General features: G+C 69.2%; 23 protein-coding genes and 1 other RNA gene. 15 read left to right on the top strand and 9 right to left on the bottom strand.

The genetic code is table 11. The features are described from left to right. Positions 1–256: 256 nt before the first annotated feature. On the top strand, positions 257–928 hold the full coding sequence (locus BUQ68_RS04560) for a hypothetical protein (protein ID WP_075214730.1): 672 nt from the start codon (positions 257–259) through the stop codon (positions 926–928). Between the two features lie 80 nt (positions 929–1,008). Here BUQ68_RS04560 and BUQ68_RS04555 read toward each other — a convergent pair whose 3' ends face one another. Together BUQ68_RS04555 and BUQ68_RS04550 are read right to left on the bottom strand one after the other, a co-directional pair. After that, on the bottom strand, positions 1,009–2,229 hold the full coding sequence (locus BUQ68_RS04555) for an alanine racemase (RefSeq protein ID WP_075214729.1): 1,221 nt from the start codon (positions 2,227–2,229) through the stop codon (positions 1,009–1,011). Between the two features lie 95 nt (positions 2,230–2,324). Continuing rightward, positions 2,325–4,628: a PAS domain-containing sensor histidine kinase gene (locus tag BUQ68_RS04550; protein WP_175577728.1), complete on the bottom strand. Its 2,304-nt coding sequence runs from the start codon at positions 4,626–4,628 to the stop codon at positions 2,325–2,327. A 134-nt stretch (positions 4,629–4,762) separates the two neighbouring features. Between BUQ68_RS04550 and BUQ68_RS04545 the strand changes: the two genes are divergently transcribed. The 3 genes from BUQ68_RS04545 (at position 4,763) to BUQ68_RS04535 (ending at position 8,734) form a co-directional block, all read left to right on the top strand. After that, a complete protein-coding gene (locus BUQ68_RS04545; RefSeq protein WP_245293157.1) occupies positions 4,763–6,022 on the top strand; it encodes an amidase in 1,260 nt (419 codons plus the stop codon). Between the two features lie 511 nt (positions 6,023–6,533). Then, positions 6,534–8,066: an acyl-CoA carboxylase subunit beta gene (locus tag BUQ68_RS04540; RefSeq protein WP_075214727.1), complete on the top strand. Its 1,533-nt coding sequence runs from the start codon at positions 6,534–6,536 to the stop codon at positions 8,064–8,066. Between the two features lie 293 nt (positions 8,067–8,359). Further along, positions 8,360–8,734 carry a RidA family protein gene (locus BUQ68_RS04535; protein WP_095407282.1) on the top strand — a complete coding sequence of 125 codons (375 nt, stop codon included), beginning with the start codon at positions 8,360–8,362 and terminating at the stop codon, positions 8,732–8,734. Between the two features lie 17 nt (positions 8,735–8,751). Here the strand turns inward: BUQ68_RS04535 and BUQ68_RS23010 are convergent, their stop codons facing one another. Then, positions 8,752–9,744, bottom strand: coding sequence for a calcium-binding protein (locus BUQ68_RS23010; protein ID WP_095407271.1), 993 nt, complete (start codon positions 9,742–9,744; stop codon positions 8,752–8,754). 142 nt (positions 9,745–9,886) lie between these two features. Here BUQ68_RS23010 and BUQ68_RS04525 point away from each other — a divergent pair, with 142 nt between their 5' ends. Further along, complete coding sequence (locus BUQ68_RS04525; RefSeq protein WP_095407270.1) at positions 9,887–10,666, top strand: hypothetical protein; 780 nt, start codon at positions 9,887–9,889, stop codon at positions 10,664–10,666. A gap of 205 nt (positions 10,667–10,871) precedes the next feature. After that, entirely contained in the window at positions 10,872–11,474 is a 603-nt protein-coding gene (locus BUQ68_RS04520; protein WP_210215581.1) for a DnaJ domain-containing protein, read from the top strand. 61 nt (positions 11,475–11,535) lie between these two features. On the opposite strand, the gene BUQ68_RS04515 is transcribed toward BUQ68_RS04520, so the two are convergent. Then, the gene (locus BUQ68_RS04515) at positions 11,536–13,053 is read right to left on the bottom strand and encodes a D-alanyl-D-alanine carboxypeptidase (RefSeq protein ID WP_245293156.1); all 1,518 of its coding nucleotides are present in this window, start codon (positions 13,051–13,053) and stop codon (positions 11,536–11,538) included. Between the two features lie 554 nt (positions 13,054–13,607). On the opposite strand from BUQ68_RS04515, the gene BUQ68_RS04510 reads away from it, so the two are divergent. The 3 genes from BUQ68_RS04510 (at position 13,608) to clpA (ending at position 17,134) form a co-directional block, all read left to right on the top strand. Then, complete coding sequence (locus tag BUQ68_RS04510) at positions 13,608–13,940, top strand: phasin family protein (protein WP_075214724.1); 333 nt, start codon at positions 13,608–13,610, stop codon at positions 13,938–13,940. Between the two features lie 395 nt (positions 13,941–14,335). Then, complete coding sequence (gene clpS / locus BUQ68_RS04505) at positions 14,336–14,671, top strand: ATP-dependent Clp protease adapter ClpS (protein ID WP_075214723.1); 336 nt, start codon at positions 14,336–14,338, stop codon at positions 14,669–14,671. 9 nt (positions 14,672–14,680) lie between these two features. Next, a complete protein-coding gene (clpA, locus tag BUQ68_RS04500; RefSeq protein WP_075214722.1) occupies positions 14,681–17,134 on the top strand; it encodes an ATP-dependent Clp protease ATP-binding subunit ClpA in 2,454 nt (817 codons plus the stop codon). An 83-nt stretch (positions 17,135–17,217) separates the two neighbouring features. Here the strand turns inward: clpA and BUQ68_RS04495 are convergent, their stop codons facing one another. Then, positions 17,218–18,954 (bottom strand): monovalent cation:proton antiporter-2 (CPA2) family protein, encoded by a 1,737-nt coding sequence (locus BUQ68_RS04495; protein ID WP_075214721.1) that lies wholly within the window; start codon positions 18,952–18,954, stop codon positions 17,218–17,220. Between the two features lie 194 nt (positions 18,955–19,148). Here BUQ68_RS04495 and nrdR point away from each other — a divergent pair, with 194 nt between their 5' ends. From nrdR to rnpB, 6 genes are all read left to right on the top strand, one after another. Further along, positions 19,149–19,613: a transcriptional regulator NrdR gene (gene nrdR / locus BUQ68_RS04490; protein ID WP_075214720.1), complete on the top strand. Its 465-nt coding sequence runs from the start codon at positions 19,149–19,151 to the stop codon at positions 19,611–19,613. Between the two features lie 79 nt (positions 19,614–19,692). Beyond that, on the top strand, positions 19,693–20,862 hold the full coding sequence (ribD, locus tag BUQ68_RS04485; protein WP_075214719.1) for a bifunctional diaminohydroxyphosphoribosylaminopyrimidine deaminase/5-amino-6-(5-phosphoribosylamino)uracil reductase RibD: 1,170 nt from the start codon (positions 19,693–19,695) through the stop codon (positions 20,860–20,862). Between the two features lies 1 nt (position 20,863). After that, positions 20,864–21,466 (top strand): riboflavin synthase, encoded by a 603-nt coding sequence (locus tag BUQ68_RS04480; protein WP_075214718.1) that lies wholly within the window; start codon positions 20,864–20,866, stop codon positions 21,464–21,466. Positions 21,467–21,476: 10 nt separating this feature from the next. Beyond that, a complete protein-coding gene (locus BUQ68_RS04475) occupies positions 21,477–22,220 on the top strand; it encodes an N-acetylmuramoyl-L-alanine amidase (RefSeq protein WP_075214717.1) in 744 nt (247 codons plus the stop codon). Positions 22,221–22,539: 319 nt separating this feature from the next. Then, on the top strand, positions 22,540–23,166 hold the full coding sequence (locus BUQ68_RS04470; protein WP_075214716.1) for a lytic transglycosylase domain-containing protein: 627 nt from the start codon (positions 22,540–22,542) through the stop codon (positions 23,164–23,166). A 104-nt stretch (positions 23,167–23,270) separates the two neighbouring features. Next, positions 23,271–23,649: RNase P RNA component class A (gene rnpB / locus BUQ68_RS04465), an RNA gene on the top strand. Between the two features lie 39 nt (positions 23,650–23,688). On the opposite strand, the gene BUQ68_RS04460 is transcribed toward rnpB, so the two are convergent. The 4 genes from BUQ68_RS04460 to BUQ68_RS04445 all read right to left on the bottom strand — a co-directional run bounded on the left by BUQ68_RS04460 (position 23,689) and on the right by BUQ68_RS04445 (position 26,463). Next, positions 23,689–24,315: a GNAT family N-acetyltransferase gene (locus BUQ68_RS04460; RefSeq protein WP_075214715.1), complete on the bottom strand. Its 627-nt coding sequence runs from the start codon at positions 24,313–24,315 to the stop codon at positions 23,689–23,691. Between the two features lie 103 nt (positions 24,316–24,418). Then, positions 24,419–25,162, bottom strand: coding sequence for an NUDIX hydrolase (locus BUQ68_RS04455; protein ID WP_075214714.1), 744 nt, complete (start codon positions 25,160–25,162; stop codon positions 24,419–24,421). Beyond that, positions 25,152–25,625, bottom strand: a complete 474-nt coding sequence (locus BUQ68_RS04450) for a DUF983 domain-containing protein (RefSeq protein WP_075214713.1) — start codon at positions 25,623–25,625, stop codon at positions 25,152–25,154. The genes BUQ68_RS04455 and BUQ68_RS04450 overlap by 11 nt, the downstream gene beginning before the upstream one ends. Positions 25,626–25,716: 91 nt before the next feature. Continuing rightward, positions 25,717–26,463 carry an SDR family NAD(P)-dependent oxidoreductase gene (locus BUQ68_RS04445; protein WP_075214712.1) on the bottom strand — a complete coding sequence of 249 codons (747 nt, stop codon included), beginning with the start codon at positions 26,461–26,463 and terminating at the stop codon, positions 25,717–25,719. Between the last annotated feature and the right edge of the window lie 18 nt (positions 26,464–26,481).

The raw sequence follows: 26,481 nt of genomic DNA, 5'->3' as shown, positions 1-26,481 counted from the left end.
GATGCTGCTGACGTTTCCTCGGAACGAAGCTGACGAATTCTCTGTTGTAGTCATCGATAGGGGCGAGGGAGTGCCCGTTGCTGTAAGCGCCGGCCGGACCGCGACATGTCGGTCCCGTGCGGTGCCCGCCTCAACCGACCTCCCGCCGCCCTGTCGCGCCGGCCGTGCGCTTCAAACCGGCCGACACGGGTGCCGACCCGGCGTCTCCATGCGGGAGACGGACGACCGGCGCCCCGACGACAACAGGAGACACGGGATGAAACGTCAGACAGCCCTCCTCGCCGGCATCGCCTTCCTCGCCCTCGGGGCCGCCCCGGCCTACGCCGATTGCGCCGCCGACCTCGCCCAGTTCACCAGCAGCCAGCAGGCGACCGGCTCCGTCCAGTCCGGCAGCTCCGGCGAGATCTCCAAGGACGGCAGCCTCGCACCGCTGGAGAGCGCCGACCAGGCCATGACGGGTGGCGCTCCGGGCCAGTCCGGCACCAGCCAGGACAGCATGAACACCCAGCAGGCCACCACCGGCACGGGCTCGTCGTCCACCACCGGCGGTTCGTCCGGCAGCACCGGCATGAGCGGCGACACGGCCCAGGCCGGGTCCGGCTCCGGCGAGATCTCCAAGGACGGCGGCACCATGCCGCTCGCCCAGTCGGACAACGGCGGCGATCCGACCCGCGCCATGTCTGGCCAGGACGCCCAGTCGCAGCAGTCGGGCAACCAGACGGCCGCGAGCGCCGCCGAGGACACCACCGGCGCGACCGCCTCAACCGGCGGCTCGGCCGGCGGCACGCTGACCCAGCCGGGTCTCGACAGCGCCTCCAGCGGCAGCAGCACGCAGATGGCCGCCCTGGAGCGCGCCCGCGAGGCGCAGGCTGCCGGCAACGAGCAGGCCTGCATGGACGCCCTTGAGGAAGCCCGCAACGCCCAGTAAGGCAGCGCGCCTTCCGCGAACGATCGAGCCCGCCGGTTCCGCCGGCGGGCTTCTCCACGTCTGGTGCGATAGCGCGGCGGCTATTCCCCCATCGTCTCCACGGAGGCGGTGCCGAACACCTCGCCGCCCTCCTCGAAGGCGGTTGTCACTTCCACCACCCGGTCCGGATAGAAGCCGTTGAAGTGGGTGCGGAGCGCCAGCGAGTAGGCGCCGATGTGGCCGATCTCGATCCAGTCGCCCGTATCCACCGTCTCCGGCAGCCAGAACGGCCGGGACAGGATGTCGACGCTGTCGCAGGTGGCGCCGCAGACCTTGTAGGCCACCAGCGTATTCGGGTTGCCGGTGCGTCGGCGACGAGCGGGATCGGGGATGTGGCGCGCCGGCAAGGTCAGCTTGCCGGTCCAACTGTCGGACAGCGACGCCCAGATGCCGTCGTTGATGTAGAGGCGCCGGCCCTTCTTCAGGAGCACGCGCACCACCAGCGACAGGCAGTGCGCCACCACCACGCGGCCAGGCTCGGCCACCAGCGGCACGTCGTCGAACCCCCACTCGGCGATGTCGGAGCGGATCTGCTCCATCAGCGCCGGCAGGGTCGGCATGCCGTTGCCGCGCTTGCGCGGATCCGCCCCGTAGACCGCCGGAAAGCCGCCGCCGACGTCGAGCCCCGCCAGCGGCACGCCCGCGCGCGACCGCACCCAGGCGGCCGAGGCGATCGCCCGTTCGTAGGTGTCCGGATCCTCGATCTGGCTGCCCACGTGGAAGCAGATGCCGCACTGGAAGCCGAGCTTGTGGATCCGCTGCAACAGCTCCACCGCGTGGCCGGGCGCGGCGCCGAACTTCTTCGACAGTTCGTAGGCCGCGTGGCCTTTGGTGGCGATCCGCACGGAGAGGGTGATCTCGGTCGGGTCGAGGTCGAGCGCCCGCACGATGCGCAGAATCTTCGCCGCCTCGTCCTCGTGGTCGACCGCCAGCACCCGGATCCGGAAGGTCTCCAGCGCCAGCCGAATGTCGGACTGCGCTTTCACCGGATGCATGTAGAGCATCTCGGCCCGAGGCGCGACCGCGCGCACCGCCTCGAACTCGGCCGGGGAGGCGACGTCGAAGCAGTCGTAGCCGAGCCCGGCGAGGGTCTGGAGCACGAAGGGTTCGCCGTTGGTCTTCACCGCGTAGGCGGTCTTGCCGGGAAACATGGTGCGGAAGGCGCGGGCGTCGGCCTCCAGCACGCCCTTGTGGAAGCAGTAGACCGGGTGGTCCGGCCGTTCGGCGAGCGCCATGTCGCGCGCGCTTCGATAGACATCCATGCTCACCTCGCTCGGGCCCTTCGACTGTCCTGTTGGATCCCATGGTGATGACGATCGGGTGACGGCCGCGGTTCCGTGCCCGGCGCTTCCCTCGCTCAGCTGTTCACAAGGGCCCGGCGTGGGATTTCCACGCGGAAGGTGGCGCCCTCGTTCGGCCGCCCGGTGCAAGCGATCGTCCAGCCATGGCGCTCGCAGACCCGCGCGCAGATGGCGAGGCCGACTCCGGTGCCGGTGTATTGCCGTTCCGAGTGGAGCCGCCGGAACGGCTCGAAGATCAGCGCCGCATAGTCCTGCGAGAAGCCGATGCCGTTGTCCTCCACCTCCAGCACCACCGCCCCGTGGGTGCCTTCCCGCGCGAGCCGCAGGACGAGGCGGGCCGGACGGTCGGGCGCGCGATACTTCAGGGCGTTGACGATCAGGTTCTCCACCAGCTGCCGCGCCTGGGTCTGGTCCGCCATCACGGTGACCGGGTCGAGGGCGTCGATCACCGTCAGCCCCGCGTCCGGTCGGCCGGCCAGGACGTCGGCCAGCGTGTCGCGCACCAGGGCGTCGAGGCGGATGCTCTGGCGCTCGATCGGCTGGTTGGTGAGCCGCGACCAGGCCAGAAGATCCCGGATCAGCTGGCTCGAACGCCGCGCGCCCTCCTTGATCACCGTCAGCGCATAGTCCACGTCGTCCTTGTTGCCGTCCGAAAGACCCTGGCTGAGGATGTCCGCGAAGGTGCCGATCTTGCGAAGCGGCTCCTGCAGGTCGTGGGAGGCGATGTAGGCGAACTGCTTCAGCCCCTCGTTCGCCTGGGCGAGCGCCTGCTCCTTCTCGATCAGCTCGGAAACGTCGGTCGCGACCACCAGGAGCCGCGGCTCCGCGCTTGCCGGATCCTTGAAGGGGATCCGGTCCGTGCGCATCCAGCGGGTCTGTCCGTCCGCCTCCTCCCAGCGCTCCAACCGGCCGAGCAGCGGATCGCCGCTCTGCAGGGCCGCACGATCCGCCTCGGTGACCACGGCCGGCGCCGACTGGTCGCGGGCGGCCGCGTTGGCGGTCAGCACCGCGCCGTCCGGGCCGCGGGTCACGATATGGGCGGGCACGTTCTCCAGGATCACCTGCAACTCCGCCTGCCGCTGGCCGAGGGCGGCGATCTGGTTGTGTCGTTCGAACACGAAGGCCATCCACTGCGACAGCAGGCGCTGCAGGGTCAGTTCGTTCGGCCGGAACGGCCGGTGGCGGGCCGTGGTGCCGCAGAACATCACCGTCCCGTAGATGGAGCCGGCCACCTCGATCCGCTGGCCGATGAAGCTCTTGATGTGCTTGGTCCCGTCGAGCAGGAACTGCGGCAGCCGGCGGGAGGCGAGGTCCTCGATGGCGATCGGCTCGTTGTGGTCGTGCGCCACGAGGGCGAGCCGCTCCTCCGCCGGGATGCGGCCGATCGGCAGGCCGACCGAGCCGTCGCGCCGCTGCAGGTGCTCCACCTGGAAGGACCCGTCCACGAACCGGCCGATCCCGGCAAGGTCCATGTCGAAGAACTCCAGGCCGAGCGCAAGCAGCGCCGTCACCGTCTCGGCGAGCGGCGCGGTCCGGCTGTTGGCCGTCAGCACCATCCGCTCCAGCGTGGTCTGGTACCGTCGCTCCTCCGTCACGTCGCGGCCGACCGCCTGCACCTCCTGCAGGGTGCCGTCCGGCGAGAACACGCCGCGGATCCGGTATTCGCGCCAGCGTGCCCGGCCGTTCTGGCCGTGCGTCACTTCGTCGAAGGTCGCCTGCTCGTTCTGCACCGACAGGCGGGCCACCGCCGCCGCAAGATCGTCCGCCACCGCCGTGGGCAGGACGCCCGCCAGCGACCGGCCCTGCAGCGTCTCGCCGAGCCGCGCATAGGTCGCCGTGAAGGCGGGGTTGGCGAAGGTCGTCACCAGGTCGGGCGTAAACCGGCAGATCAGGTCCGGCATGGACTCCAGCACGGTGCTGAGGAGATCGTCGTCGGCCCGGTGGGTGGACTGGAGCGAGCGGAAGGGCGTGGTTTCCGTAGCGACGCCCGCAATGCCGATCACCCCTCCGGCGGCGTCGCGCACCGGAAACTTGGTGACCATGAACCAGCGCGTGCCGTCCGGGCCGGACGTGGTGTCCTCCCGCGTTTCCGGCGCGCCGCCCTTCAGGATGCGCTCGTCGACCTCCCGGTAGCGGGCGGCCACGTCGGGAGCGCGGAAGTCCTCGTCGCGCGCGCCGAGGGCCGCGGCCGCCGGAAAGCCCGCCTCGCTTTCCCAGGCCGGCGTCACGTAGATGTAGCGGCGGTCCCGGTCCTTGATCCAACCGGTCACGTGGGCGGCGGAGAGGAGCCCGCCCATCATCCGCTCCAGCGTTTCGGCCGCGTCAGCGCCGTCGAACAGGGTGCGCAGGTCGTCGGTCATGGGCGCACCGCCGGGCGCGTGCGAACGGATGCGGACCTGCCCGGGCGCATGCGCGCCCATGCGGACTTGCATGACCTGCTGCCAGACGCTTTCATGCACGGCTCTCCCTAACGCCCATGCCCCGACGAGGTTGGATGATGCTGTCGGTACTCGGACTATTGCGTGACCTCGATTCCGACCGGCTGTCCATCCAGGGCGTCTACGATCGTGTCGAGGAAGCCCTCCACCGCCGCGAGGGCACCGTGCGGGCCTTCGCGCACCTGGACCTGGACGGTGCCCGCCGCCGGGCGGCCGAACACCCGGGCGGTGCCTTCCACGGCCTGCCCTTCGCGGTGAAGGATATCATCGACACGGCCGACATGCCGACCGAGTATGGCTCGCCCATCTGGGCGGGCTGGCAGCCGCGCGCGGACGCCCCGGTGGTCACCCTCACGCGGCGCGCCGGCGGCATCGTGGTGGGCAAGACGCGGACGACGGAACTGGCGCACCTGCACCCGACCGTCACCACCAACCCGCACGATTCCAGCCGCACGCCGGGCGGGTCCTCGTCCGGGAGCGCGGCGGCGGTGGCGGCCGGCATGGTGCCGTTCGCGTTCGGCACCCAGACGGCGGGCTCGACCATCCGCCCGGCCGCCTTCTGCGGCGTCGCCGCGCTGAAGCCGTCCTATCGGCTGCTGCCGACGGTCGGCGTCAAGACCTTCTCCTGGCACCTCGACACCATCGGCCTGTTCGCCCCCCATGTGGCCGACTGCGCCTTCGTGCTGGCCGCCATCACGGGCCGGGAGGTCCGGGTCGACACCAAGAATTTCGGCGCGCCCCGCATCGGCTTCGCCCGCACCCACCGGTGGGAGGAGGCGTCGGCCGATACGCGCTCCGCGCTGGAGAGCCTCGCCCGCCGGGCGACCGCGCGCGGCGCCATGGTGATCGACGTCAGCCTGCCGAGCCTCTTTGCCGAGGCGGCGGACGCGCACCGCATCATCAACGACTTCGAGGGCGCGGAATCGCTTGCCTGGGAGTACGACACCCACGGGGCCAGCCTGGCGCCGGAACTGCGCAAGGCCCTCGACCACGGCCGGCACCTCTCCACCACCGCCTACGACGCCGCCCGGTCGACCGCCCATGCCGCCCGCCGCAAGTTCGCCGACCTCTTCCAGGACGTGGACGTCCTGATGACGCCCTCCGCGCCGGGCGCCGCCCCGGAGGGTCTCGGCGCCACCGGCAACCCGAAGTTCAACGCGCTCTGGACCCTCCTCGGCGTGCCCGCCGTCAACGTGCCTGGCCTGCGCGACGGCGCCGGAATGCCCCTCGGCGTCCAGATCGTCGCGCCCTTCGGCAAGGACCGCACTGCGCTTGCGGCCGCGGACTGGCTGGAGCGGACCATCGACCGCGGATGATGGCCGGGAAGCGCGTCGGCGGAATTGATCGCGACCGCGCCTGTGCTAGAATTACGGAGTGGAGCGGGCGGTTGCAGCCGCCCGCTCCTGTAATCAGCGACCCATCTGTATCCGGATCGTGATTGTCCAGCGATCCGCATAACGTCCGAGTGTGATCTCCAACTTCCATCGCATTCGCGACATCGGTCAGACTCCGGCTCTCGCCGCTCCCCGTTACCGGGGGGCGGCCATCGGCGAGGCCTTCGCCCTGGCCGGGGCGGCCCGTCCTCCCCGGTGGTGCCGCTGGATCGGCACGCCTGCTTTCGCCTGAGCGGAACGAAGCTCGAACACCGGTGCCAGACTGTCAAATATACGGATCACCATCGATGCGCCGGTCCTTCGCCCGGCGCCGCGCCGCCGTGTCACGTGGTCCCCTGTCGGCTAACGTCTAAAGTGCCGGGGCTTCGCATCTGCGGTATGCGTGGGGACGACAAGACCAACAGTCGACCATTCGACAGGCGAGGGGACGGGAATGAAGGACGTGCTCGAGGAACTCGATCGACGCCGGGACGCGGCGCGCATCGGCGGTGGCCAGCGCCGGATCGAGGCGCAGCATGCCAAGGGCAAGCTCACCGCGCGCGAGCGCATCGCCGTGCTGCTCGATGAGGGCTCCTTCGAGGAGTTCGACATGTTCGTCCAGCACCGCGCGACCGACTTCGGCATGGCCGACCAGAAGATCTCCGGCGACGGCGTGGTGACCGGCTGGGGCACGGTCAACGGCCGCGTCATCTTCGTCTTTGCCAAGGACTTTACCGTGTTCGGCGGCTCGCTCTCCGAGGCGCACGCCGAGAAGATGGTGAAGATCCAGGACATGGCGCTGAAGAACCGCGCCCCCATCATCGGCCTCTTCGACGCCGGCGGCGCCCGCATCCAGGAAGGCGTCGCGGCCCTCGGCGGCTACGGCGAGGTGTTCGAACGCAACGTGCGCGCGTCGGGCGTCATCCCGCAGATCTCGCTCATCATGGGCCCGTGCGCGGGCGGCGACGTCTACTCGCCGGCCATGACCGACTTCATCTTCATGGTCCGCGACACGTCCTACATGTATGTGACCGGCCCGGACGTGGTGAAGACCGTCACCAACGAGACGGTGACCCACGAGCAGCTCGGCGGTGCGTCCATCCACACCACCAAGTCGTCCATCGCCGACGGCGCCTTCGAGAACGACATTGAGGCGCTGGTGGAGATGCGCCGCCTGATCGACCTCCTGCCGTCGAACAACCAGGCGGACCTGCCCGAGATCGAGTGTCATCACGATGCCGAGGCGATCGACAAGTCGCTCGACACGCTGATTCCGGACAACGCCAACAAGCCCTATGACATGAAGGAGCTGATCCTGAAGACGCTTGACGAGGGCGACTTCTTCGAGATCCAGGGCGCCCACGCCAAGAACATCATCACCGGCTTCGGCCGCGTCGAGGGCCGGACGGTCGGCGTGGTGGCGAACCAGCCGATGGTGCTCGCCGGCGTGCTCGACAGCGACGCCAGTCGCAAGGCGGCGCGCTTCGTCCGCTTCTGCGACTGCTTCAACATCCCGATCCTCACCTTCGTGGACGTGCCGGGCTTCCTGCCGGGCACGGCGCAGGAGTATGGCGGCCTGATCAAGCACGGCGCCAAGCTCCTCTTCGCCTACACCCAGGCGACCGTGCCGAAGATCACCGTGATCACCCGCAAGGCCTACGGCGGCGCCTACGACGTGATGGCGTCCAAGCACATCGGCGGCGACATCAACTACGCCTGGCCGACCGCCGAGATCGCCGTGATGGGCGCCAAGGGCGCGGCCGAGATCCTCTACCGGTCGGATCTCGCCGACCCGGAGCGGATCGCGGTGCGCATCAAGGAATACGAGACGCGCTTCGCCAACCCGTTCGTCGCCGCGGAGCGCGGCTACATCGACGAGGTCATCTTCCCGCACTCCACCCGCCGCCGCGTGGCACGGGCGCTCCGGCTCCTGCGCAACAAGCACATGGAACAGCCCTGGAAGAAGCACGACAACATCCCGCTCTGAGCGGGATGCCGGCCGGGCGGCGTTTGATCGTCAGGGGAGAGGCACGGCGCATCGAAATGAGGCCGTCGTCCCGGCGAAAGCCGGGACCCAGCCGACGTTCGATCCGCGGTGCCGTTGCGGCGACGCATTCGAGCGGCTGACCCCCGGCTTGGCACCTGGGTGACGGCGTCGACCGACGGTCAAAAGCCAAACCCGAGCCGGCGGCGGCTCTCGACACCGCCGCCCCATCCGCTACGCTCCGCCCGAATCCCCGCCCGCGAAGGAGCCCGCGCATGTCCCTGCCCATCCACCACATGATCGCCTCCGGCCCCCGTCCGGTGGCGCCCTTCTCCCACGCGGTGGAGGCGGATGGCTGGGTCTTCCTCACCGGCCAGATGCCGACCTATCCGGGCGAGCCGGACCGTCCGCTGCCGGAGGGCATCGAGGCCCAGACCGCACGGGTGATGGAGAACCTGAAGCTGGTGCTCGGCGGCCTCGACCTCGGCCTTCAGAACGTCACCTTCGTGCGGATCTATCTCACGCACTTCGATCGCGACTACGCGGCCATGAACGCCACTTACAAGGCCTTTTTCGAGGAGGGCAAACTGCCGGGCCGCACCACGATCGGCGTCTCGGGCCTCGCGGTCGGCGCTCTCGTGGAGATCGACATGATCGCCCGCCGGCCCTGACCGGGCTCCGACTCGCGTCAGAACTTCAGGCTGAAGGTGGTGCCGTCGGCAAAGACCAGCGAGGGGGACGATCCCTTGTAGTCCTTGTACGTGATCGTCTCCTCCCGGCCCGAGAAGGCGATGATCAGGTCGTCGCCCTCCACCTTCACGGCCAGCGTCTTCGCCTGGAATCCCTCGCCGAACTTCAGCGTGGACGACACGGAGCCCCGCACCGTGTCGGAGCCATGGTCCGTCCCGAAAAGCACGGTCGAATCGTCGCCGGTCAGCACGATCGCATCGTCGCCGACACCACCCGAGACCGTCGAATTTCCGGCGACGGTCAGCGTGTCGTTGCCGGCCTGGCCCCAGACCTCCGCCTCGTCGCCGATGGCGGTGACCGTGTCGTCGCCTTCGCCGGCCTCCACCCAGTTCAGCGCGCCCGCGGTGATGGTGTCGTTGCCGTCGCCGCCGTAGATCTCACTCTGGGAGCTGGCGGTCAGCGTGTCCTCGCCGGCCCCGCCGACCACCACGCTGTTGGCGCCGGCGGTCAAGGTGTCGTCGCCGTCCTCGCCGTCCACCAGCGCGCTGTCGCCGACCTCGGCCGTGTCGGCTCCGACGCCGAGGAAGACCTCCGAGGCCGACCCGGCCGTCACGGTGTCGGCGCCGCCGCCCGTCCACACCCGCGCGTTGGCGAGCGTCTCGTACTTCTGGTTCCGGCTCGTCGACGATCCGAAGATGACGAGGTTGTCCGTCGGCACGCTCACATAGGTGTCGAAGCCGTCCTCGGTCATCTCCTGCAGTTCGGCGATCTGGCTCGACTGGTCGATGCCCGCGCGGGAGAACATCTGCATCAGCGACATGGCGCGATGGACCCCGAACAGCATGTTCGCCTCGTCCGAGATCGCCACCGTGTCCACCGGGCCGGCCGTGGACTTGCGTTCCGCGTAGGTGGAGCGCGCGCTGAAAAGGTCCGTCGCCGAGGTGGCGCGGAAGAAATTCGCCAGAAGGGTAGGGGACGAGACGCTGGACATGGCCGGTGGCCCCCGGGGCTCCCTTGGTGGACAGGACGGTCGATGCGCCCCACCTTGAAGGCTGGAAGACACGAGAGTCCGGGCGGAGCCGTTAAGCCCGCCCTAACGCCCGGGCCTCGCCCGGTCGGATCGGAAACGGATCATGAAGAAGACGACCTCCACGCCCGACAGGGCGCCGACCCGCACGCCCGACCGGGCGCCGACCGCGCGGCCACCGGCGCCCGCGGCGGACCAACCGGTTGCCCGGTCCGACCCGTCCGCCATCGCGGCCTTTCTCGACGCGGCGGCCGAAGCGCCCGCGCCCGTCGCGGGCGAGGATCGCGCGCGCATCGTGTTCGCGCTCGACGCCACCATGAGCCGGCAGCCCACCTGGGACCGGGCCGCGGCCTGGCAGGCCGAGATGTTCCAGGAAGCCGCGCGGGTCGGCGGGCTCGACGTGCAACTGGTCTACTTCCGCGGCTTCGGCGAATGCCGCGCGTCGAAGTTCGTGAGGGACGCCCGCACGCTTCAGGCGTTGATGGGGAAGATCGACTGCCGCGGCGGCCACACGCAGATCGGCAAGGTGCTGAGCCACACCATCGCCGAATCGCGGAACCGCAAGGTCGCGGCTCTCGTCTACGTAGGCGACGCCATGGAGGAGCGGGTCGACGATCTTGCCGCCGCCGCCGGCACCTTGTCGCTCTTCGGCACCAAGGCCTTCCTGTTCCAGGAGGGTCGCGACCCGTCCGCCCTTGCGGCCTTCGAAGAGATCGCCCGCCTCACCAAGGGCGCGCACGTGCGGTTCGACGCCGCCGCCGCCGAAACCCTGAAGGGCCTCCTTCGCGGCGTCGCCGCCTATGCGACCGGCGGGATGGCCGCCTTGGAGGCGCTCGCCGCCCGCGACGGATCGGCCCGCGCGCTGATCGGGGCGATGAAATCTTGACGGCGGCGCTTGGCGCGCCGGATGCGCGTGCTAGAACTGATATGGGAGGACATGCGGGCGGACCATCGGACTCGGCGGACCGACCCCGCGGATCGGCATGAACCTATTCTTGCTCGGACTCATCGGATTGGCGGTCGTACTGGTCGGGGTGCGGTGGTTCGTGAACGCGAAGCCATCCGCGATCCTGTCCAGTGGACGCACGGCCATGCTCCTCATCGGCGTGATGGTCACCATCGCGCTCGCCGTCACCGGGCGGATCGGCCTTGCCGTGCCGATCGGCTTCGCGCTCCTGATGCTCTACGGCCAGGGCTTCTTCACGCCCAACCGCCGGGTCCGGGGCCGGAAGGCCGCCGCCGGGCGGGTGTCCATGGTGCGCTCGGCGGCGCTGGAGATGGAGCTTCACCACGACACGGGAAAGATGACCGGGCGCGTCCTCGCCGGCTCGTTCGAGGGCCGGGACCTCGACGGTCTCGGCCTCTCGTCGCTCGGTCGGCTAGCGGCGGAGATCGCCGGCGACGCGGAGAGCCGGGCGCTCCTGGAGGCATATCTCGACCGCCGGATGCCCCGTTGGCGCGAGCACATGAAGGCTGACGCCGCAGCGGGGGAGCGTGGACCGGCGTACGCGGGCGCCATGAGCGAGGAGGAAGCGTACCAGATCCTTGGGCTTCAGAAGGGCGCCGGAGAGCCCGAGATCCGGGCCGCCCACCGCCGGCTGATGAAGAAGGTTCATCCCGACCACGGCGGCTCCACCTTCCTGGCGGCGCGGATCAACGAAGCCAAGGACCGTCTTCTCTCCAAACATCGCTAGCTCCCGAACGCGCACACAAATTCGCGGGACAAAGGGTGGACCGGACGCCCGGCGCGGCGGCTCAGAGCCGCAGCGCGTAGCAGGCGAAGTCGTTCTTCTTCAGCTGGGCGCAGGCCTTCTGCGCCTGCTTCTCGTTGGCAAAGCCGGCAAACCGGGCGCGCACGTAGGTCTGGCCGCCCTTGGCGAAGGGCTCGGTCACCGGATCGGCGCCGGCCAGCGCCGAGGCAGCCTTCGCCCGGGCCTTCTGAAGCAGCGCCTCGGCGGCGGTCTGGTCGCCCACCGCACCGATCTGGATCAGCCAGCCGCTGGCGGCGGCGCGGGGCGCGGCCGGGGCGGCGGCGACCGACGCGGTCGCGATCTTGCGCGGCGCGGCGGGCACACTCGCCGGCGGAACCGGAACCACCGGGGCCGGCGCCAGGGCGGCGATCTCCGTGGCGGCGGGAACCCCCGTCTTGCGGGCGATCATCTCGCCGAGAAGGTCCTGGGTCTCGCCTTCCAGTTCGCCCTCGTCGGTGGAGCCCTGCTCCATGGCGGCGACGTCGGCGAAGGCTTCCGCCGCGGACGACGGCAAGGTGGCCTCGGCCATGGTCAGCACCCGCGGCAGGCGCGCCTGGCCGAAGCTGTCGGCCGGATCGACGGACGCCATCGTGGGCATGGACGGGCGGGCTTCCGGCGTCGGATGGGTGCCGAGGCCGGCGAGCGCCGCCGGTTCCGGATGCGGCACCGAGGCGGCGACCCGGGGGGCGGACTTCACCGCCGCCACCAGATCCTGGTCGTAGCCGCGGCCGCGGCTCGCCTTCGGCAGATAGGTGTTGATGAGTTGCACCATGTGGGCGTCGCGGGACCGGGCGGTGCGTCCGCCCATCACCACGGCGACGATCTTGCGGCCGTCGCGCTTTACCGAACTCACCAGATTGAAGCCGGAGGCGTTGATGTAGCCGGTCTTGATGCCGTCCACGCCCGCCACGTTGCCGAGCAGGTTGTTGTGGTTGCCGTAGACCCGGCCGCGGAAAGCGAAGGAGCGGGTCTTGAAGAACTCGTAGTAGCGCGGGAAGCGAACCTGCAGGGCGACGCCGAGCTTCATCATGTCGCGCGCGGTGGTGTACTGCCCGTTGTCCGGCAGGCCGTTGGCGTTGCGGAACCGCGTGGAGCGCATGCCGATGGCATGGGCCGTGCGGGTCATCCGTTCCGCGAAGGCCGGGATGGAGCCGGAGACGTTCTCGCCGATGGCCGCCGCCGCGTCGTTCGCCGACTTGGTCACCAGCGCCTTGATGGCGTCCTCCACGTTGATGGTGCCGCCGGCCCGCAGGCCGAGCTTCGACGGCGCCTGCGCGGCCGCGTTCTTCGACACCTTCAACTCGGAGCTCAGCTTGAAGCGACCCCGCTCCAGATCCTCGAAGAGGACATAGAGCGTCATCATCTTGGTCAGCGAGGCCGGATAGCGGCGCGCGTCCGGGTTCGCCTCATAGAGGACGCTGCCGGTCGCGGTATCCACCACGATCGCCGCATATTTCGGATTGGCTTCGCTGATCTTCGGGGCCGCGGCCACCATGCCGAGGGCGAGAACCGCCGCAGCCACACCACGAACCGCGACGCGAACGCGCGGATTGACCTGGAAACGCTTACAAAACACGTGCACATCCCCGCGGTTGAGCGAGTTCGTCCGACAGCCGACCTCGTCGCCTGCGATCGGCAGCCTCGGCGGGTGACCGCAAAGGCACCCCCGGAGGCCGTGCCCCCATGACGGTCAAGGTAGAGGGATCGCGGTTACCATTCGGTAAAGTTAAACGGTCCTGTTGCGGCGCAGCGCGAGCGGAAGCGGGGCCGTCGGATGATCGGCTCGGGTTCGGCGGCGGTGCCGACCACCGGTCCGCCACTGCTTTCCAGCCTGAGCCGGCTTGCTTGTGCCAAGCCGACCAGAGGGCGCCCATCCTCCCCGGGCGGGCCGTCTATAGAGGAGGCCGGCGGGTCGACCTTCGTCTCATAGTCCTTGGTTTCTGTTGTGCGCTGCACAAAAAATCTTGACGGACCTGTGGCATTGCATATAATCCGCACAACCCCGAGCGGAACTGCGCATGGACTGTGCAGTGCGGATCGGGAGACCGACATCCAGCAGCGCAAGGGAATGCCCCGATGACCAATGGCTATGAAGACGTCCAGAAGCTGATCAAGGACAACATGGAGAACGCCATCAAGTCGGCCGGCGTCGTGTCGAAGGGCTTCCAGGCGATCGCCGTCGAGGCGACCGACTACTCCAAGAAGTCCGTCGAGGACTTCAGCAAGCATGGCGAGAAGCTGATGGGCGCCAAGTCGCTCGACGCCGTGATGGAGATCCAGTCGGAATTCCTCAAGAAGTCCTACGAGGAAGCGGTCGGTCAGGCCACCAAGATGACCGAACTCTACATGGACCTCGCCAAGGAGATGGTGAAGCCGTACGAGAGCTTCGGCGTCAAGTTCGCCAAGTAAGGCCGGCGCCCGTCGACGGGCGACGCCAGGCGTTCATCACGCGGAATTGAGAGGCTCGGTGCCCTGCACCGGGCCTCTTTCCGTTTGCCCGGAAGGCGCGCGTCCGCCGCGGAACACCTGTGGCAACGTCGATGAAAGTCTCGTCTTCACAAACGCCGCGGGACGTGTTCGACTCCCTCAACATGAGGAACCGAAGCCGACCTGTTTTGGATGAAGGGGGCACCCTATATGGGGTTCTGCCGAGGCCGCTCGGGCCGTCTGTCGCGACCGGTTCGGGAGAGCCGGTCTGGTCCAAGCCGAGCGCGTCCCGTCCCGCCCGTCTCCCCGACGGGTGGAGCGAAACCCATCAGCGTCGGGTCGGCGATTACCGAGAAGAGACAGGCTTTGCGGTCACGATGAGCAAAGACAACCGCCGGAACGAGTCTGACGACAACGACAACGGCACCGGCGTCGTTACGAAAACGCGGCCGAAGACCAAGAAGCCGAGCATGTACCGCGTTCTCATTCTGAACGACGACTACACGCCCATGGAGTTCGTCGTGCATGTGTTGGAGCGCTTCTTCAACAAGGGGCGGGAAGAAGCGACCCGGATCATGCTCCACGTACATCATCACGGCGTCGGGGAATGCGGGGTCTACACCTACGAAGTGGCCGAGACGAAGGTCACCCAGGTGATGGATTTCGCCCGGCGTCATCAGCACCCTCTGCAGTGCGTCATGGAAAAGAAGTGAGGTACGCCCGTGCCGTCATTCTCCCGTAGCCTCGAAAAGGCCCTGCACCAGGCCCTCGCCCTGGCCAATGAGCGGCGCCAGGAATATGCGACGCTCGAACATCTGCTGCTGGCCTTGATCGAGGACCAGGACGCGGCCGCCGTCATGCGGGCGTGCAACGTCGATCTCGACCTGCTGCGGCGCAATCTCGTCGAGTATGTCGACACCGAACTCGACAACCTCGTCACCGAACTCGGTGAGGAGTCCAAGCCGACCGCCGGCTTCCAGCGCGTCATCCAGCGCGCGGTCATCCACGTCCAGTCGTCCGGGCGCGACGAGGTCACGGGCGCCAATGTGCTCGTCGCCATCTTCGCCGAGCGGGAGAGCCACGCGGCCTTCTTCCTGCAGGAGCAGGATATGACCCGCTACGACGCGGTCAACTACATCAGCCACGGCATCGCCAAGCGGGCGGGCATGTCGGACAGCCGTCCGGCGCGCGGCGCGGACGAGGACGCCGCGGCGACCGAGGGTCCGGGCGGCGAGAAGAAGAAGACCGACGCGCTCGAGGCTTACTGCGTCAACCTCAACGAGAAGGCCAAAAAGGGCAAGATCGACCCGCTCATCGGCCGTGCCGACGAGATCAACCGGACGATCCAGGTGCTCTGCCGGCGCTCCAAGAACAACCCGCTCTACGTGGGCGATCCCGGCGTCGGCAAGACCGCCATCGCCGAGGGCCTCGCCAAGCGGATCGTCGAAGGCGACGTGCCGGAGGTGCTGATGGGCTCCACCATCTTCGCCCTCGACATGGGCGCGCTTCTCGCCGGCACCCGCTACCGCGGCGACTTCGAGGAGCGGCTGAAGCAGGTCGTCAAGGAGATCGAGAACTATCCCGGCGCGGTGATGTTCATCGACGAGATCCACACGGTGATCGGCGCCGGCGCGACCTCGGGCGGCGCCATGGACGCGTCCAACCTCCTGAAGCCGGCTCTTGCCTCCGGCACGCTGCGCTGCGTCGGGTCCACCACCTACAAGGAATACCGGCAGTTCTTCGAGAAGGACCGGGCCCTCGTCCGGCGCTTCCAGAAGATCGACGTGAACGAGCCGACCATCCCGGACGCCATCGAAATCCTGAAGGGCCTGAAGCCCTACTTCGAGGACTACCACCGCGTCCGCTACACCAACGACGCCATCAAGGCGGCGGTGGAACTGTCGGCCCGCTACATCAACGACCGCAAGCTGCCCGACAAGGCGATCGACGTGATCGACGAGACGGGCGCCTCGCAGATGCTGCTGCCGGAGAACCGCCGGAAGAAGACCATCGGCGTCAAGGAGATCGAGAACACGATCGCCACCATGGCCCGCATCCCGCCGAAGAGCGTGTCCAAGGACGACGCCGAGGTGCTGGAGCACCTGGAGCAGAGCCTGAAGCGCGTCGTCTACGGCCAGGAGAAGGCCATCACCACGCTGGCGTCGGCCATCAAGCTCGCCCGGGCGGGCCTGCGCGAGCCGGAGAAGCCGATCGGCAACTACCTCTTCTCCGGCCCCACGGGTGTCGGCAAGACCGAGGTGGCCCGTCAGCTGGCGGCGGTGCTCGGCGTCAAGATGATCCGCTTCGACATGTCGGAGTACATGGAGCGCCACACCGTGAGCCGCCTCATCGGCGCGCCCCCGGGCTATGTGGGCTTCGACCAGGGCGGCCTGCTGACCGACGGCGTCGACCAGCACCCGCACTGCGTCCTCCTGCTGGACGAGATCGAGAAGGCCCACCCGGACCTCTTCAACATCCTTCTGCAGGTGATGGACCACGGCAAGCTGACCGACCACAACGGCAAGCAGGTCGACTTCCGCAACGTGATCCTGATCATGACCACCAATGCCGGCGCGGCCGACATGGCCAAGGCGGCGGTGGGCTTCACCCGGTCGAAGCGGGAAGGCGACGACGAGGAGGCGATCAACCGCCTGTTCACGCCGGAATTCCGCAACCGGCTTGACGCCATCATCCCGTTCGGCGCCCTGCCGGCCGAGGTGGTGCGCTCGGTGGTGCAGAAGTTTGTCATGCAGCTGGAGGCTCAGCTCGCCGACCGCAACGTGACGTTCGAGCTGACCGACGAGGCGATCGACTGGCTGGCCGTCAAGGGCTACGACGAGCGCATGGGCGCCCGTCCGCTCGGCCGCGTGATCCAGGAGTACATCAAGCGCCCGCTCGCGGACGCGGTGCTCTTCGGCGTCCTGAAGAAGGGCGGCACGGTGAAGGTCTCGGTGGAGACGCTGGAAGACGGCGAGACCGGCCTCAAGCTCGACTCCATCCCGGATCCGGCGCTGAAGCGCAAGGTCGAGGGCGAGGAGGCGGCCGAGGAGAAGAAGGCCGCCCGCCGTCCGCCGAAGAAGCCGTCCAAGCCGGCGGCCTCCAGCGGCCCGGCCCCGGACGGCGGCGACAAGCCGCGCCGCAGCCTCGTGCCCAAGGTGCCGCTGAAGACGCCCTGAGCCGTCGCGCGATCGGAACAGACCATCGGGACCCGCGGAGCGATCCGCGGGTCCTTTTTCGTGGCCACGACCGCCCTGATCCGTTAGTGCCGGCTGTAGCGCGACCGCTCGGCCAGCCGGCGGGTCTCCACAACCGCGCGGGCGGCGTCCTCCGGCAGGCCGGCGCCCGAGAGCACCGCCTCGCCGAGCTGCAGGCTCGCTTCGATCGTCTCCGGCACCGCCATCGTGGCGCCCGCCTCCACCAGCCGGTGCGCATGCCCGGAGTCCCGCGCGCGCACGTAGATGGGCAGCCCCGGCCGGGAGGTGCGGACCGCCCGCACGATCCGTTCGCTCGCCGCCATGCTGTCCATGGTGACCACGAAGGCGCTCGCCCGGTCGATGCCCACCTTGTCGAGGATCTCCGGCCGGCTGGCGTCGCCGAAGTAGACGGCCGCGCCGTCCTTGCGGAAGCGCGACACCAGCACGGCGTCGAGGTCCAGCCCCACATGGGCGACCGACTGTTCGTCGAGGAGCGAGCCGAGCATCTGGCCCACCCGGCCGTATCCGGCCACCACCACGTGCCGGTCCAGCCCCTCCGCCCCGCCGTCCGGCCTGTCCGTGTTGGCCGACCGTTCGCGCGCTTCCAGGTGAAGCGCCGCCGACCGGGCGAGCCGCGCCATCAGCGGCGTCAGCATCATGGAAAGCCCCGTCACGATCAGCATGTACTGGGCGATGCCGGGCTCGATCACGCCGCCGGCGACCGAGAGCGAGATCACCACGAAGGCGAACTCCCCGGCCTGTCCGAGCAGGATGGCGGTCTCCGCCGCCACCGGCTTTGGCAGGCGGAACAGGAGGCCGATGGCAAAGAGCAGGCTCGCCTTGATGACGAGGAGCCCGACGACGCCCATCAGCATGCGCCAGACATCCGGCAGCACCACCAGCGGGTCGATGCCCATGCCGATCGAGATGAAGAACACGCCGAGGAGGAGGCCCTTGAACGGCTCCACGTCCACCTCGATCTGGTGTCGGTATTCGGTCTCGGCGAGGAGCAGGCCGGCGAGGAAGGCGCCGAGCGCCATGGAAAGCCCCGCCGCCGCCGTCATCCAGGCGGTGCCGATCACCGCCAGAAGCACCGTCGCCATGAAGAGCTCGCGGCTGCCAGTGGCGCCCACCAGACGGAAGAGGGGGCGCACCAGAAGCCGGCCCGCGATGGCGATCACCGCGATCACCGCCACCGCCTCGGCGACGGAGGTCAGGAAGGCAAGGGCCGGGGATTCGGTCTCTCCGGCGCTGAAGAGACCCACCAGGAAGAGGATGGGCACCACCGCGAGGTCCTGCAGCAGCAGCACCGAGAAGGCCGCCCGGCCGGTTGGCGAGCCGAGCTGGCGGTGCTCGGTCAGGAGCTGCATCACGATCGCCGTCGACGAGAGCGCGAGACAAAGGCCGAGCACCATGCTGGCCTGCAGGGTGTTGCCGAAGAGAAAGGCGATGAGGCCGATCACCAGGGCCGTCACCGACACCTGGGCGCCCCCGAACCCGAACACCAGCCGGCGCATGGCGATCAGCCGGTCCACCGAAAGCTCCAGCCCGATGACGAAGAGGAGGAGCACCACCCCAAGTTCCGCCAGAAGGTGCATGCCCGGATGATCGGCGATGGTCAGGTAGCCGATCAGCGGCACGCTGTCGGCGAGGCGCCCGGCGCCGTAGGGTCCGATCAGGAGGCCGATGAGCAGGAATCCCAGCACCGGACTGACGCGCATGCGCTGCGCCAGCGGCACGATCACCCCGGCGGCGGCCAAAAAGACGATGAGTTCGCGAAGGTCGGGGATCTCGGAGTGCATCGACAGGTCCGATTCTGCTGGCTGCCGTCCAGTCTATCCGAGGCGCGGCGACGAACCGTTGATGCCCGGCAATTTCGGTGCCGGATCGGGCCGCGTCGGGTTCGGTGGGCGGAACGGGTGAATTATTCCGCGCGGTACGCTACTTCTCGGCAGATCCGATTCTCTTGGCCCGATGCCCCGGGGAGGGGCGTTTCATGCGTTGTCCCTATTGCGGCGGAGACGATACCCAGGTGAAGGACAGCCGTCCGACCGAGGACGGCGGTGCCATCCGGCGCCGGCGGGTCTGCTCCACCTGCGGCGGCCGGTTCACCACCTTCGAGCGGGTGCAACTGCGCGAGCTCACGGTCCTGAAGCGAAGCGGCCGGCGCGTGCCGTTCGACCGCGACAAGCTGATGCGGTCCGTGTCCGTGGCGCTGCGCAAGCGGCCGGTGGAGCCGGAGAAGATCGAGCGGATGGTCAGCGGCATCGTGCGCCAACTGGAGAGCAACGGCGAGTCCGATGTCTCCGCCGAGCAGATCGGCCAATTGGTGATGGACGGCCTCAAGGGTCTCGACGACGTCGCCTACGTGCGCTTCGCCTCCGTCTATCGCAACTTTCGCGAAGCCAAGGACTTCGAGACCCTGATCGGCGAGCTTACATCGGATTCTCCCGGAGAATAGGTCGCCACATCGCGCGTTGCAGTGCGGCATGCGGCGTGCCACCACTGCCGACGACGATCGTCATCAGGATCTCATGCCCATGAACCGGCCGGTGCGTGCCCCTGGCGCCGTGAAGCGCCCAACCGTCGACCCGGAGCTGGACCGCCGCTTCATGGCGGCCGCCCTGGCGCTCGGCCGGCGGAACAACGGCGTCGCCTGGCCCAATCCGTCCGTCGGCGCCCTCCTGGTGCAGTTCGGCCCGAACGGCCCGGAGGTCGTCGGCCGCGGCACCACCGCTCCGGGCGGCCGTCCTCACGCGGAGGCGGTTGCGCTTGCCATGGCGGGCGAGCGGGCCCGCGGCGCCACGGCCTATGTCACGCTGGAGCCGTGCTCCCACCACGGCCGCACGCCGCCCTGTTCGGAGGCGCTCATCCGCGCCGGCGTTTCCCGCGTGGTCACCGGCATCGAGGACCCGGACCCGCGGGTCGCCGGCCGCGGCCACGAACTCCTCCGCCGCTCCGGCGTCATCGTCACCTGCGGCTGCTGCGAGCGCGACGCCCGGTACGATCTCTCCGGCCACGTCACCCGCATCCGCCTCGGCCGCCCGCGGGTGATGCTGAAGCTCGCGCTTTCGGCCGACCACTGCATCGGCCGGGAAGGCGACGGCCAGATTTCCATCTCCGGTCCGCTGTCGCGCGCCTACGCCCACACGCTCCGTCTGGAGAACGACGCCATCCTGGTCGGCGTCGGCACCGTGCTGGCCGACGACCCGGAGCTGACCTGCCGGCTGCCCGGCCTGTTCGACCGGTCGCCGGTCCGCATCATCCTCGACAGCATGGCGCGCACCCCGCCGACGGCGAAGATCGTCGCGACGGCCCGCACGGTGCCGACCTGGATCTTCACCGCGCCCGACGCGCCCTCCGACGCGGTGGAGACCCTGGCGGACGCAGGCGTCTCCATCGCGGTCGCCGAGCGGGACAGGTCCGGCGGGGTCGATTTCGCCGACGTGCTCTTCCAGATGGGCCAGAAGGGTCTCACGCGGCTGATGGTCGAAGGCGGGTCCACCGTCGCCCGGCGGCTGATCGAGGAGGATCTCGTGGACGAGGTCCAACTGGTGTTCGGGTCCGTAACGATCGGGGCCGGCGGCGTGCCGGCGCTCGCCGGACTGCCCGTCGAGGATCTCATCGCGAGCCCGCGCTTTCAAACCCGCCTTCGGCGCCGGCTCGGCGACGATCGGCTCATCCAACTGGTCCGCAAGGAAATCGGCTGACATGTTCACCGGGATCATCACCGACGTCGGCGAAGTCGTCTCCATCACTCCGCGCGAGACCGGCGTGAAGCTGACCATCGCCACCGCCTACGACCCGGACGGCATCGCGCTCGGCGCCTCCATCGCGCATTCCGGCGCCTGCCTCACGGTCATCGCCAAGGGCCGGGACGGCGGTCGCAACTGGTTCGACGTGGAGGCCTCCATCGAGACCCTCGACAAGACCACCCTCGGCGGCTGGCAGCCCGGCACGCGCATCAACCTGGAGCGGGCGCTGAAGATCGGCGACGAGCTCGGCGGCCACATCGTCACCGGCCACGTGGACGGGGTGGCGGACCTGATCGCCCGCGAGAACGTGGGCGACATGGCCAAGCTCACCTTCAAGGTGCCGAAGCCCCTGGCGCGCTTCATCGCCCAGAAGGGATCCGTCACCCTCGACGGCACCTCGCTGACGGTGAACGACGTCGGCGCGGATACCTTTTCGGTCTTCCTGATCCCGCACACCCTGACGGTGACCACCTGGGGCGCGTCGCGCGCCGGCGACAGGGTCAACCTGGAGATCGACATGATGGCCCGCTACGTGGCGCGCCTGCGCGAAGCGGAATGACCCTCTCCCGATGACCGGTCCGATCACCGACTGCCCGTCGCCCAACCACGGCCCGCGCCCGGAGGGCGTGCCCGTCGACATGCTCGTCCTCCACTACACCGGCATGCCGTCGGCGGATCAGGCGCTTTCCTGGCTCTGCGACACGCGCAGCGAGGTCTCCTGCCACTGGTATGTGCACGAGGACGGACGGATCCACCGGCTGGTCGACGAGGGCCGCCGCGCCTGGCACGCCGGACGCTCGTCCTGGCGCGGGGCGGGCGACGTGAACAGCCGGTCGGTCGGTATCGAGATCGCCAACCCGGGCCACGAGTGGGGGTACCGGCCGTTCCCGGACCGGCAGATCGAGGCGGTCACGGATCTCTGCCTCGCCATCCTGGATCGCCATCCCATTCCGCCGCGCAACGTGGTGGCCCACTCGGACGTGGCCCCGACCCGCAAGGAGGATCCGGGCGAGCTCTTCCCCTGGGACCGCCTCGCCGCCGCCGGGGTCGGCCACCACGTGGCGCCGGCGCCCATTCGCGGCGGGCGCTTCCTGCAGCGCGGCGAGAGCGGGCAGCCGATCGAGGCGCTGCAGTCCATGCTCGCCATCTACGGCTACGAGGTGCCGATCTCCGGCACCTTCTGCCCGCAGACGGCCGCCGTGGTGACGGCCTTCCAGCGCCATTTCCGGCCATCACGGGTCGACGGGGTGGCGGACGTCTCCACCATCGACACCTTGCACCAGCTGCTGAAGGCGTTGCCGAGCCTCTCTTGATCGAGACCGTCCCGCACAGGGTCCCGCCGGTCCGGACCCGCCGCCGGGCGTCCCGATCCGTCGCCATGCCGAAGGGCCGGAGCGGGGTCGTGCGACGTCCGCGCGCAGCCCGATCGCGAAATGGCCGCATTTGCGCCCTGCTACCGCCGCATGGTCCGGTAAGATGCCCGCCCCCTCGACAGTATAGGATAGATTTAGTTTTCGTCTGAGCGATCAGATTTCCGCGTTTTGGCTTATGGCCCAATTCTGCCTCATTGAGCCGCGAAGAAGAGCCCATCAAGACTTAACAAAAAGTGGGTTTAGCGGAATGAATGATCTGATGGGCGGACGCATCGCGCTGCTGAGCGCTGTCGTTGTGGCGGCAGTTGCCTTAAACGCAAACGCAGCCTGGGCGGCGTCCGACACTGACAAGGGCGCGAAGATCGACACTGCGTCGGTCGAGCCGGCCGACGACGAGCCGAAGAGCCTCCTCGACATGATCCGCCGCGCCCAGCGCGCCAACGAGGAACCGGCCCCGGACGTGGAGACGACCACGGAGTCCAAGGCTGCGCCGTCCGCCAGCAACACCGCGCCGACCGCCATCCGGGCTCTCATCCAGAAACACGCCAAGGCGCATGGGGTTCCGGCAGACCTCGCCGAGGCGGTCGTCCATGTGGAAAGCCGCTTCAACCCGCGGGCCCGCGGGCGCGCCGGCGAAGTGGGTCTGATGCAGATCAAGCCGGCGACGGCGCGCGGCATCGGCTACTTGGGCAGCACCAAGGATCTCTACGATCCGGACACCAACATCCGCTGGGGCATGCTCTATCTCGCCAAGGCCTACCAGATGGCCGGCGGCGACACCTGCGGCACGATCCTGCGCTACAACGGCGGCCACGCGGCCAAGCGCATGACCAAGGGCGTCCGCGCCTACTGCTCCAAGGTCAACCGCTACGTCGCCTCGCTCTGAGGCAACCGGCTGATGACGCACGCGGCCGGAGCGGGGGAGGCGCGGCGCCGAACCCGCCGGCCGCGCCCTTGACCCCCCGGCGCCCGCGTGCCACACCCCGCACGCCAGCCGGTTGGACGGCCGCTCGAACAAGGCGCGAAAGCGCGTTCGGGAGGAAAGTCCGGGCTCCACGGAAACACGGTGCCGGGTAACGCCCGGCGGGGGCGACCCTAGGGAAAGTGCCACAGAAAACAAACCGCCCTGGCGTGCCGGGGTAAGGGTGAAACGGTGGAGTAAGAGCCCACCGCGGGACCGGCAACGGAACCGGCACGGCAAACCCCACCGGGAGCAAGACCGAATAGGGGCGGCGCGGGGCAACCCAGCTCGTTTCCGAGCCAGTCGCCCGGGTAGGTTGCGCGAGGCGTCCGGCAACGGGCGTCCCAGATGAATGGTCGTCAGGCGGGCAACCGCTTACAGAACCCGGCTTACAGACCGGCTGGCATAGCATCCTCGATCCCGGCCATCACCGGCCCGGACCTTCGCTCATCCCTCGTGCGGCAGCCGGGCGTTGGCGATGACCGGCACGTGCGGGCCGGCCCCCGGGTCGAGCTTGCCGAGGAGGCGCGGGTCGTCGAACACCTCCACGGCGCGGGCGAAAGGCGTGAACCCCATCGCCATGTAGAAGGGCAGGGCCTGTGGGCTGTCGAAGTGGCAGGTGTGCAGCCAGAGCCGCCGCGCCTGCCGCCGGTCGAAGGCGAGCGCGATCGCCTCGTCCATCAGCCAGCCGCCGACACCGCCGCCGATCGCGTCCGGCACCAGGCCGAAGAAGGCGATCTCCGGCTCGCGCGGCTCTGTGAAGTCCATCTCCAGGATGCCCATCGGCCGCCCGTCCCGCTCCGGCACGAAGGAGAGCGTCTCCGGCGCGTGCAGGCGCCGGTCGAGGTCCGCCTCGTCGATGAGGAGGCGCGACGTCCACAGCCACTCCCAGCCGATCTCGGTGTAGAGCGTCTTGTAGGCGGCGATGTCCCAGCGCTCCACCGGCTTCAGCTGATAGCCGGCCGGGGCAGGGCGAAGGGGCCGCGCCGGCCGGGCCTTCATCTCCAGGAAGGTGACGAGCGTGGCGAGCTTGCCGGGGGCGAGCGGGTGGTAGCCGTCGGCGAGGGGCTGCATGAGGAATGCTCCGGTCGGGACCTGCGCGCAGATGACCCGACCCTCGCCGTCGCCGCAAGCCTGCCGAGCGCCGCCACAGTGAAAGCCGGTTTCGGCGGACGGATTAGATTTCGTCCCGCCGGTGCTTCTCGCCGAACGGCACGAAGAAGGGGGCCGGCAGATCGAGGGTGAGTCGCGGATCGGCGGCGAGCCGGGTGTCGAGTTCCGCCAGCATGATCTTGGTCATGCGCGGCAGGTCCAGCCGGCCGGTCTCTTCGAGCGGCACGAAGCGCACGTCCGAAAGCTCGTTGTCCGGCGGCACGGGCGACTCCGGCACCACCGCCACCGCGTCGTCCGCCCACACGGCGAAGAAGCGGGCGTCGAACCGGCGCGGGCGCTTCACCGGCGTGATGGCGCGCCCGATCAGCACCGGCGTGGCGAGGTCGAGGCCCACCGCCTTGTCGACGAACGGCTGGAAGCCGTCCGGCGGCGCCTTGGCGAAGCCGCCGTCGCGGCGGCCGATCAGATAGCCGGTCTCCTCCGCGGTCTCGCGGAGCGCCGCCACCAGCAGCGCCCGCGCCCGGCGGCGCGAGGGCTTCGGCCGCATGCGGTCGAGAAGCCGGTCGCGCAACCGGTCCGGCATGTCGACATCCGCCGACACGAACCCGTCGGTCGGATCCACGCGCCCGCCCGGGAACACATAGGCGCCCGGATTGAACGCGAGGTCGTCGCGCCGCTTGCCCATCAGCACGTGGACGCCGGACAGGGTGCGGTCGAGAACGAGGAGGGTGGCGGCGTCCCGTGGGACGAGCGCCTTCTTCTTGGGGGGGACGGGTTTGGCGATCGTTGCCGCGACGTCAGCCGCCACGCGAGCCCTCCGGGTTCGGCACGTAGGTCGGGTCCGCATCGTCGGGCCCGGACGGATGGAAGCCGTGCATGTAGTTGGCCCATTGCAGGCCCACCACACCGCCCTTGATGGGCTGCAGCATGAGAAGCGTCAGGATCAGCGTCACCGGCACCCAGACCGCCATCTGCACCCAATCGGCGGGCGAGAAGGCCTGCTCGGTCCACAGCACCGCCGGGATCACCAGATGGCCGACGATGATGATGGTGAGGTAGGGCGGCAGGTCGTCGGCCCGGTGGTGCGAATAGGTCTCGCCACAGGCCGCGCAGCGGTCGACCACCTTTAGGTAGCGGCCGAACAGCTTCCCCTCGCCGCAATGGGGGCAGCGCCCGGTGAGCCCGCGCCGGATCGACAGCCAAGTGTCGCGCTTCGGCAGCGCGTCGACCGTCGCGGGGGCGTGGGCGGGCGTCCAGGTTTCGACCGTCATAACGGTTCCTTTCAGTCATCCAAGGCTTAGCCCCTCGAACCCGTCGCCTGGAAGGAGACGCAGGGTCGCGGGGGCTTCGGCCGGTCGCTGGTCAAACCGGGCGAGGGGCCTGTGGTTCCGTCCAGGAGAGGGACGGAAAATCGTAGATGAGGCCCGTGCGGGTCTCGGCCACCGAGACGGCCGCCACCACGTACGGCGCCAGATCCTCCGGCGTCTTCAGCGTCATCGGATCCTCGCCCGGCATGGCCTCGGCCCGCATGCGGGTGCGGAGCGGCCCGGGGCTGAGGAGATTGGCTGTGATGCCGAAGGATTCCACCTCCGCCGCATAGGTGCGCACCAGCGCCTCCAGCGCCGCCTTGGAGACGGAATAGGGCCCCCAGTAGGGACGGCACTTGTGGGCGGTGCCCGCGGAAACGAACAGGGTGCGGGCGGCGGCGGAGCGTCGCAGCAGCGGGTCGAGCGATCGGATCAGCCGGAAGTTGGCCGTCACGTTCACGGCCATCACCTCGTCGAAGGCCTTCGGCTTCACGTGGCCGACCGGCGACAGGGGGCCGAGCATGCCGGCGTTCGCCACCAGCACGTCCAGCCGGCCGTAGCGCTCGAACAGCGCTGCGCCGAGCCGGTCGATGGCGTCCGTGTCGGTCAGCGACATGGGAACCAGCGTGGTCGTGCCGCCGATCGCCCGGATGGCGTCGTCGAGGTCGGTCAGCCCGCCTTCCGTCCGCGCCACCGCCACCACGTGGTGGCCGGCGCGCGCCAGTTCCATCGCCACCGCCTGCCCGATCCCGCGGGAGGCGCCGGTGACGAGGGCGATGCGTTTGTCGGTCGTCTCGGACATCGGATCTCTTCGGCGTCG

This window comes from Mongoliimonas terrestris (assembly GCF_001927285.1).
In the GTDB taxonomy this organism is placed as follows: domain Bacteria; phylum Pseudomonadota; class Alphaproteobacteria; order Rhizobiales; family Pleomorphomonadaceae; genus Chthonobacter; species Chthonobacter terrestris.
Note: the sequence above shows the minus strand (reverse complement) of the source record. Positions and strands in the feature narration are given on the sequence as shown.

Coding starts and splice junctions, on each gene's coding strand:
- BUQ68_RS04560 (WP_075214730.1), top strand. CDS start 257: ATGAAACGTCAGACAGCCCTCCTCGCCGGCATCGCCTTCCTCGCCCTC.
- BUQ68_RS04555 (WP_075214729.1), bottom strand. CDS start 2,229: ATGGATGTCTATCGAAGCGCGCGCGACATGGCGCTCGCCGAACGGCCG.
- BUQ68_RS04550 (WP_175577728.1), bottom strand. CDS start 4,628: ATGACCGACGACCTGCGCACCCTGTTCGACGGCGCTGACGCGGCCGAA.
- BUQ68_RS04545 (WP_245293157.1), top strand. CDS start 4,763: ATGATGCTGTCGGTACTCGGACTATTGCGTGACCTCGATTCCGACCGG.
- BUQ68_RS04540 (WP_075214727.1), top strand. CDS start 6,534: ATGAAGGACGTGCTCGAGGAACTCGATCGACGCCGGGACGCGGCGCGC.
- BUQ68_RS04535 (WP_095407282.1), top strand. CDS start 8,360: ATGATCGCCTCCGGCCCCCGTCCGGTGGCGCCCTTCTCCCACGCGGTG.
- BUQ68_RS23010 (WP_095407271.1), bottom strand. CDS start 9,744: ATGTCCAGCGTCTCGTCCCCTACCCTTCTGGCGAATTTCTTCCGCGCC.
- BUQ68_RS04525 (WP_095407270.1), top strand. CDS start 9,887: ATGAAGAAGACGACCTCCACGCCCGACAGGGCGCCGACCCGCACGCCC.
- BUQ68_RS04520 (WP_210215581.1), top strand. CDS start 10,872: ATGCTCCTCATCGGCGTGATGGTCACCATCGCGCTCGCCGTCACCGGG.
- BUQ68_RS04510 (WP_075214724.1), top strand. CDS start 13,608: ATGACCAATGGCTATGAAGACGTCCAGAAGCTGATCAAGGACAACATG.
- clpS (WP_075214723.1), top strand. CDS start 14,336: ATGAGCAAAGACAACCGCCGGAACGAGTCTGACGACAACGACAACGGC.
- BUQ68_RS04495 (WP_075214721.1), bottom strand. CDS start 18,954: ATGCACTCCGAGATCCCCGACCTTCGCGAACTCATCGTCTTTTTGGCC.
- nrdR (WP_075214720.1), top strand. CDS start 19,149: ATGCGTTGTCCCTATTGCGGCGGAGACGATACCCAGGTGAAGGACAGC.
- ribD (WP_075214719.1), top strand. CDS start 19,693: ATGAACCGGCCGGTGCGTGCCCCTGGCGCCGTGAAGCGCCCAACCGTC.
- BUQ68_RS04480 (WP_075214718.1), top strand. CDS start 20,864: ATGTTCACCGGGATCATCACCGACGTCGGCGAAGTCGTCTCCATCACT.
- BUQ68_RS04475 (WP_075214717.1), top strand. CDS start 21,477: ATGACCGGTCCGATCACCGACTGCCCGTCGCCCAACCACGGCCCGCGC.
- BUQ68_RS04470 (WP_075214716.1), top strand. CDS start 22,540: ATGGGCGGACGCATCGCGCTGCTGAGCGCTGTCGTTGTGGCGGCAGTT.
- BUQ68_RS04460 (WP_075214715.1), bottom strand. CDS start 24,315: ATGCAGCCCCTCGCCGACGGCTACCACCCGCTCGCCCCCGGCAAGCTC.
- BUQ68_RS04450 (WP_075214713.1), bottom strand. CDS start 25,625: ATGACGGTCGAAACCTGGACGCCCGCCCACGCCCCCGCGACGGTCGAC.
- BUQ68_RS04445 (WP_075214712.1), bottom strand. CDS start 26,463: ATGTCCGAGACGACCGACAAACGCATCGCCCTCGTCACCGGCGCCTCC.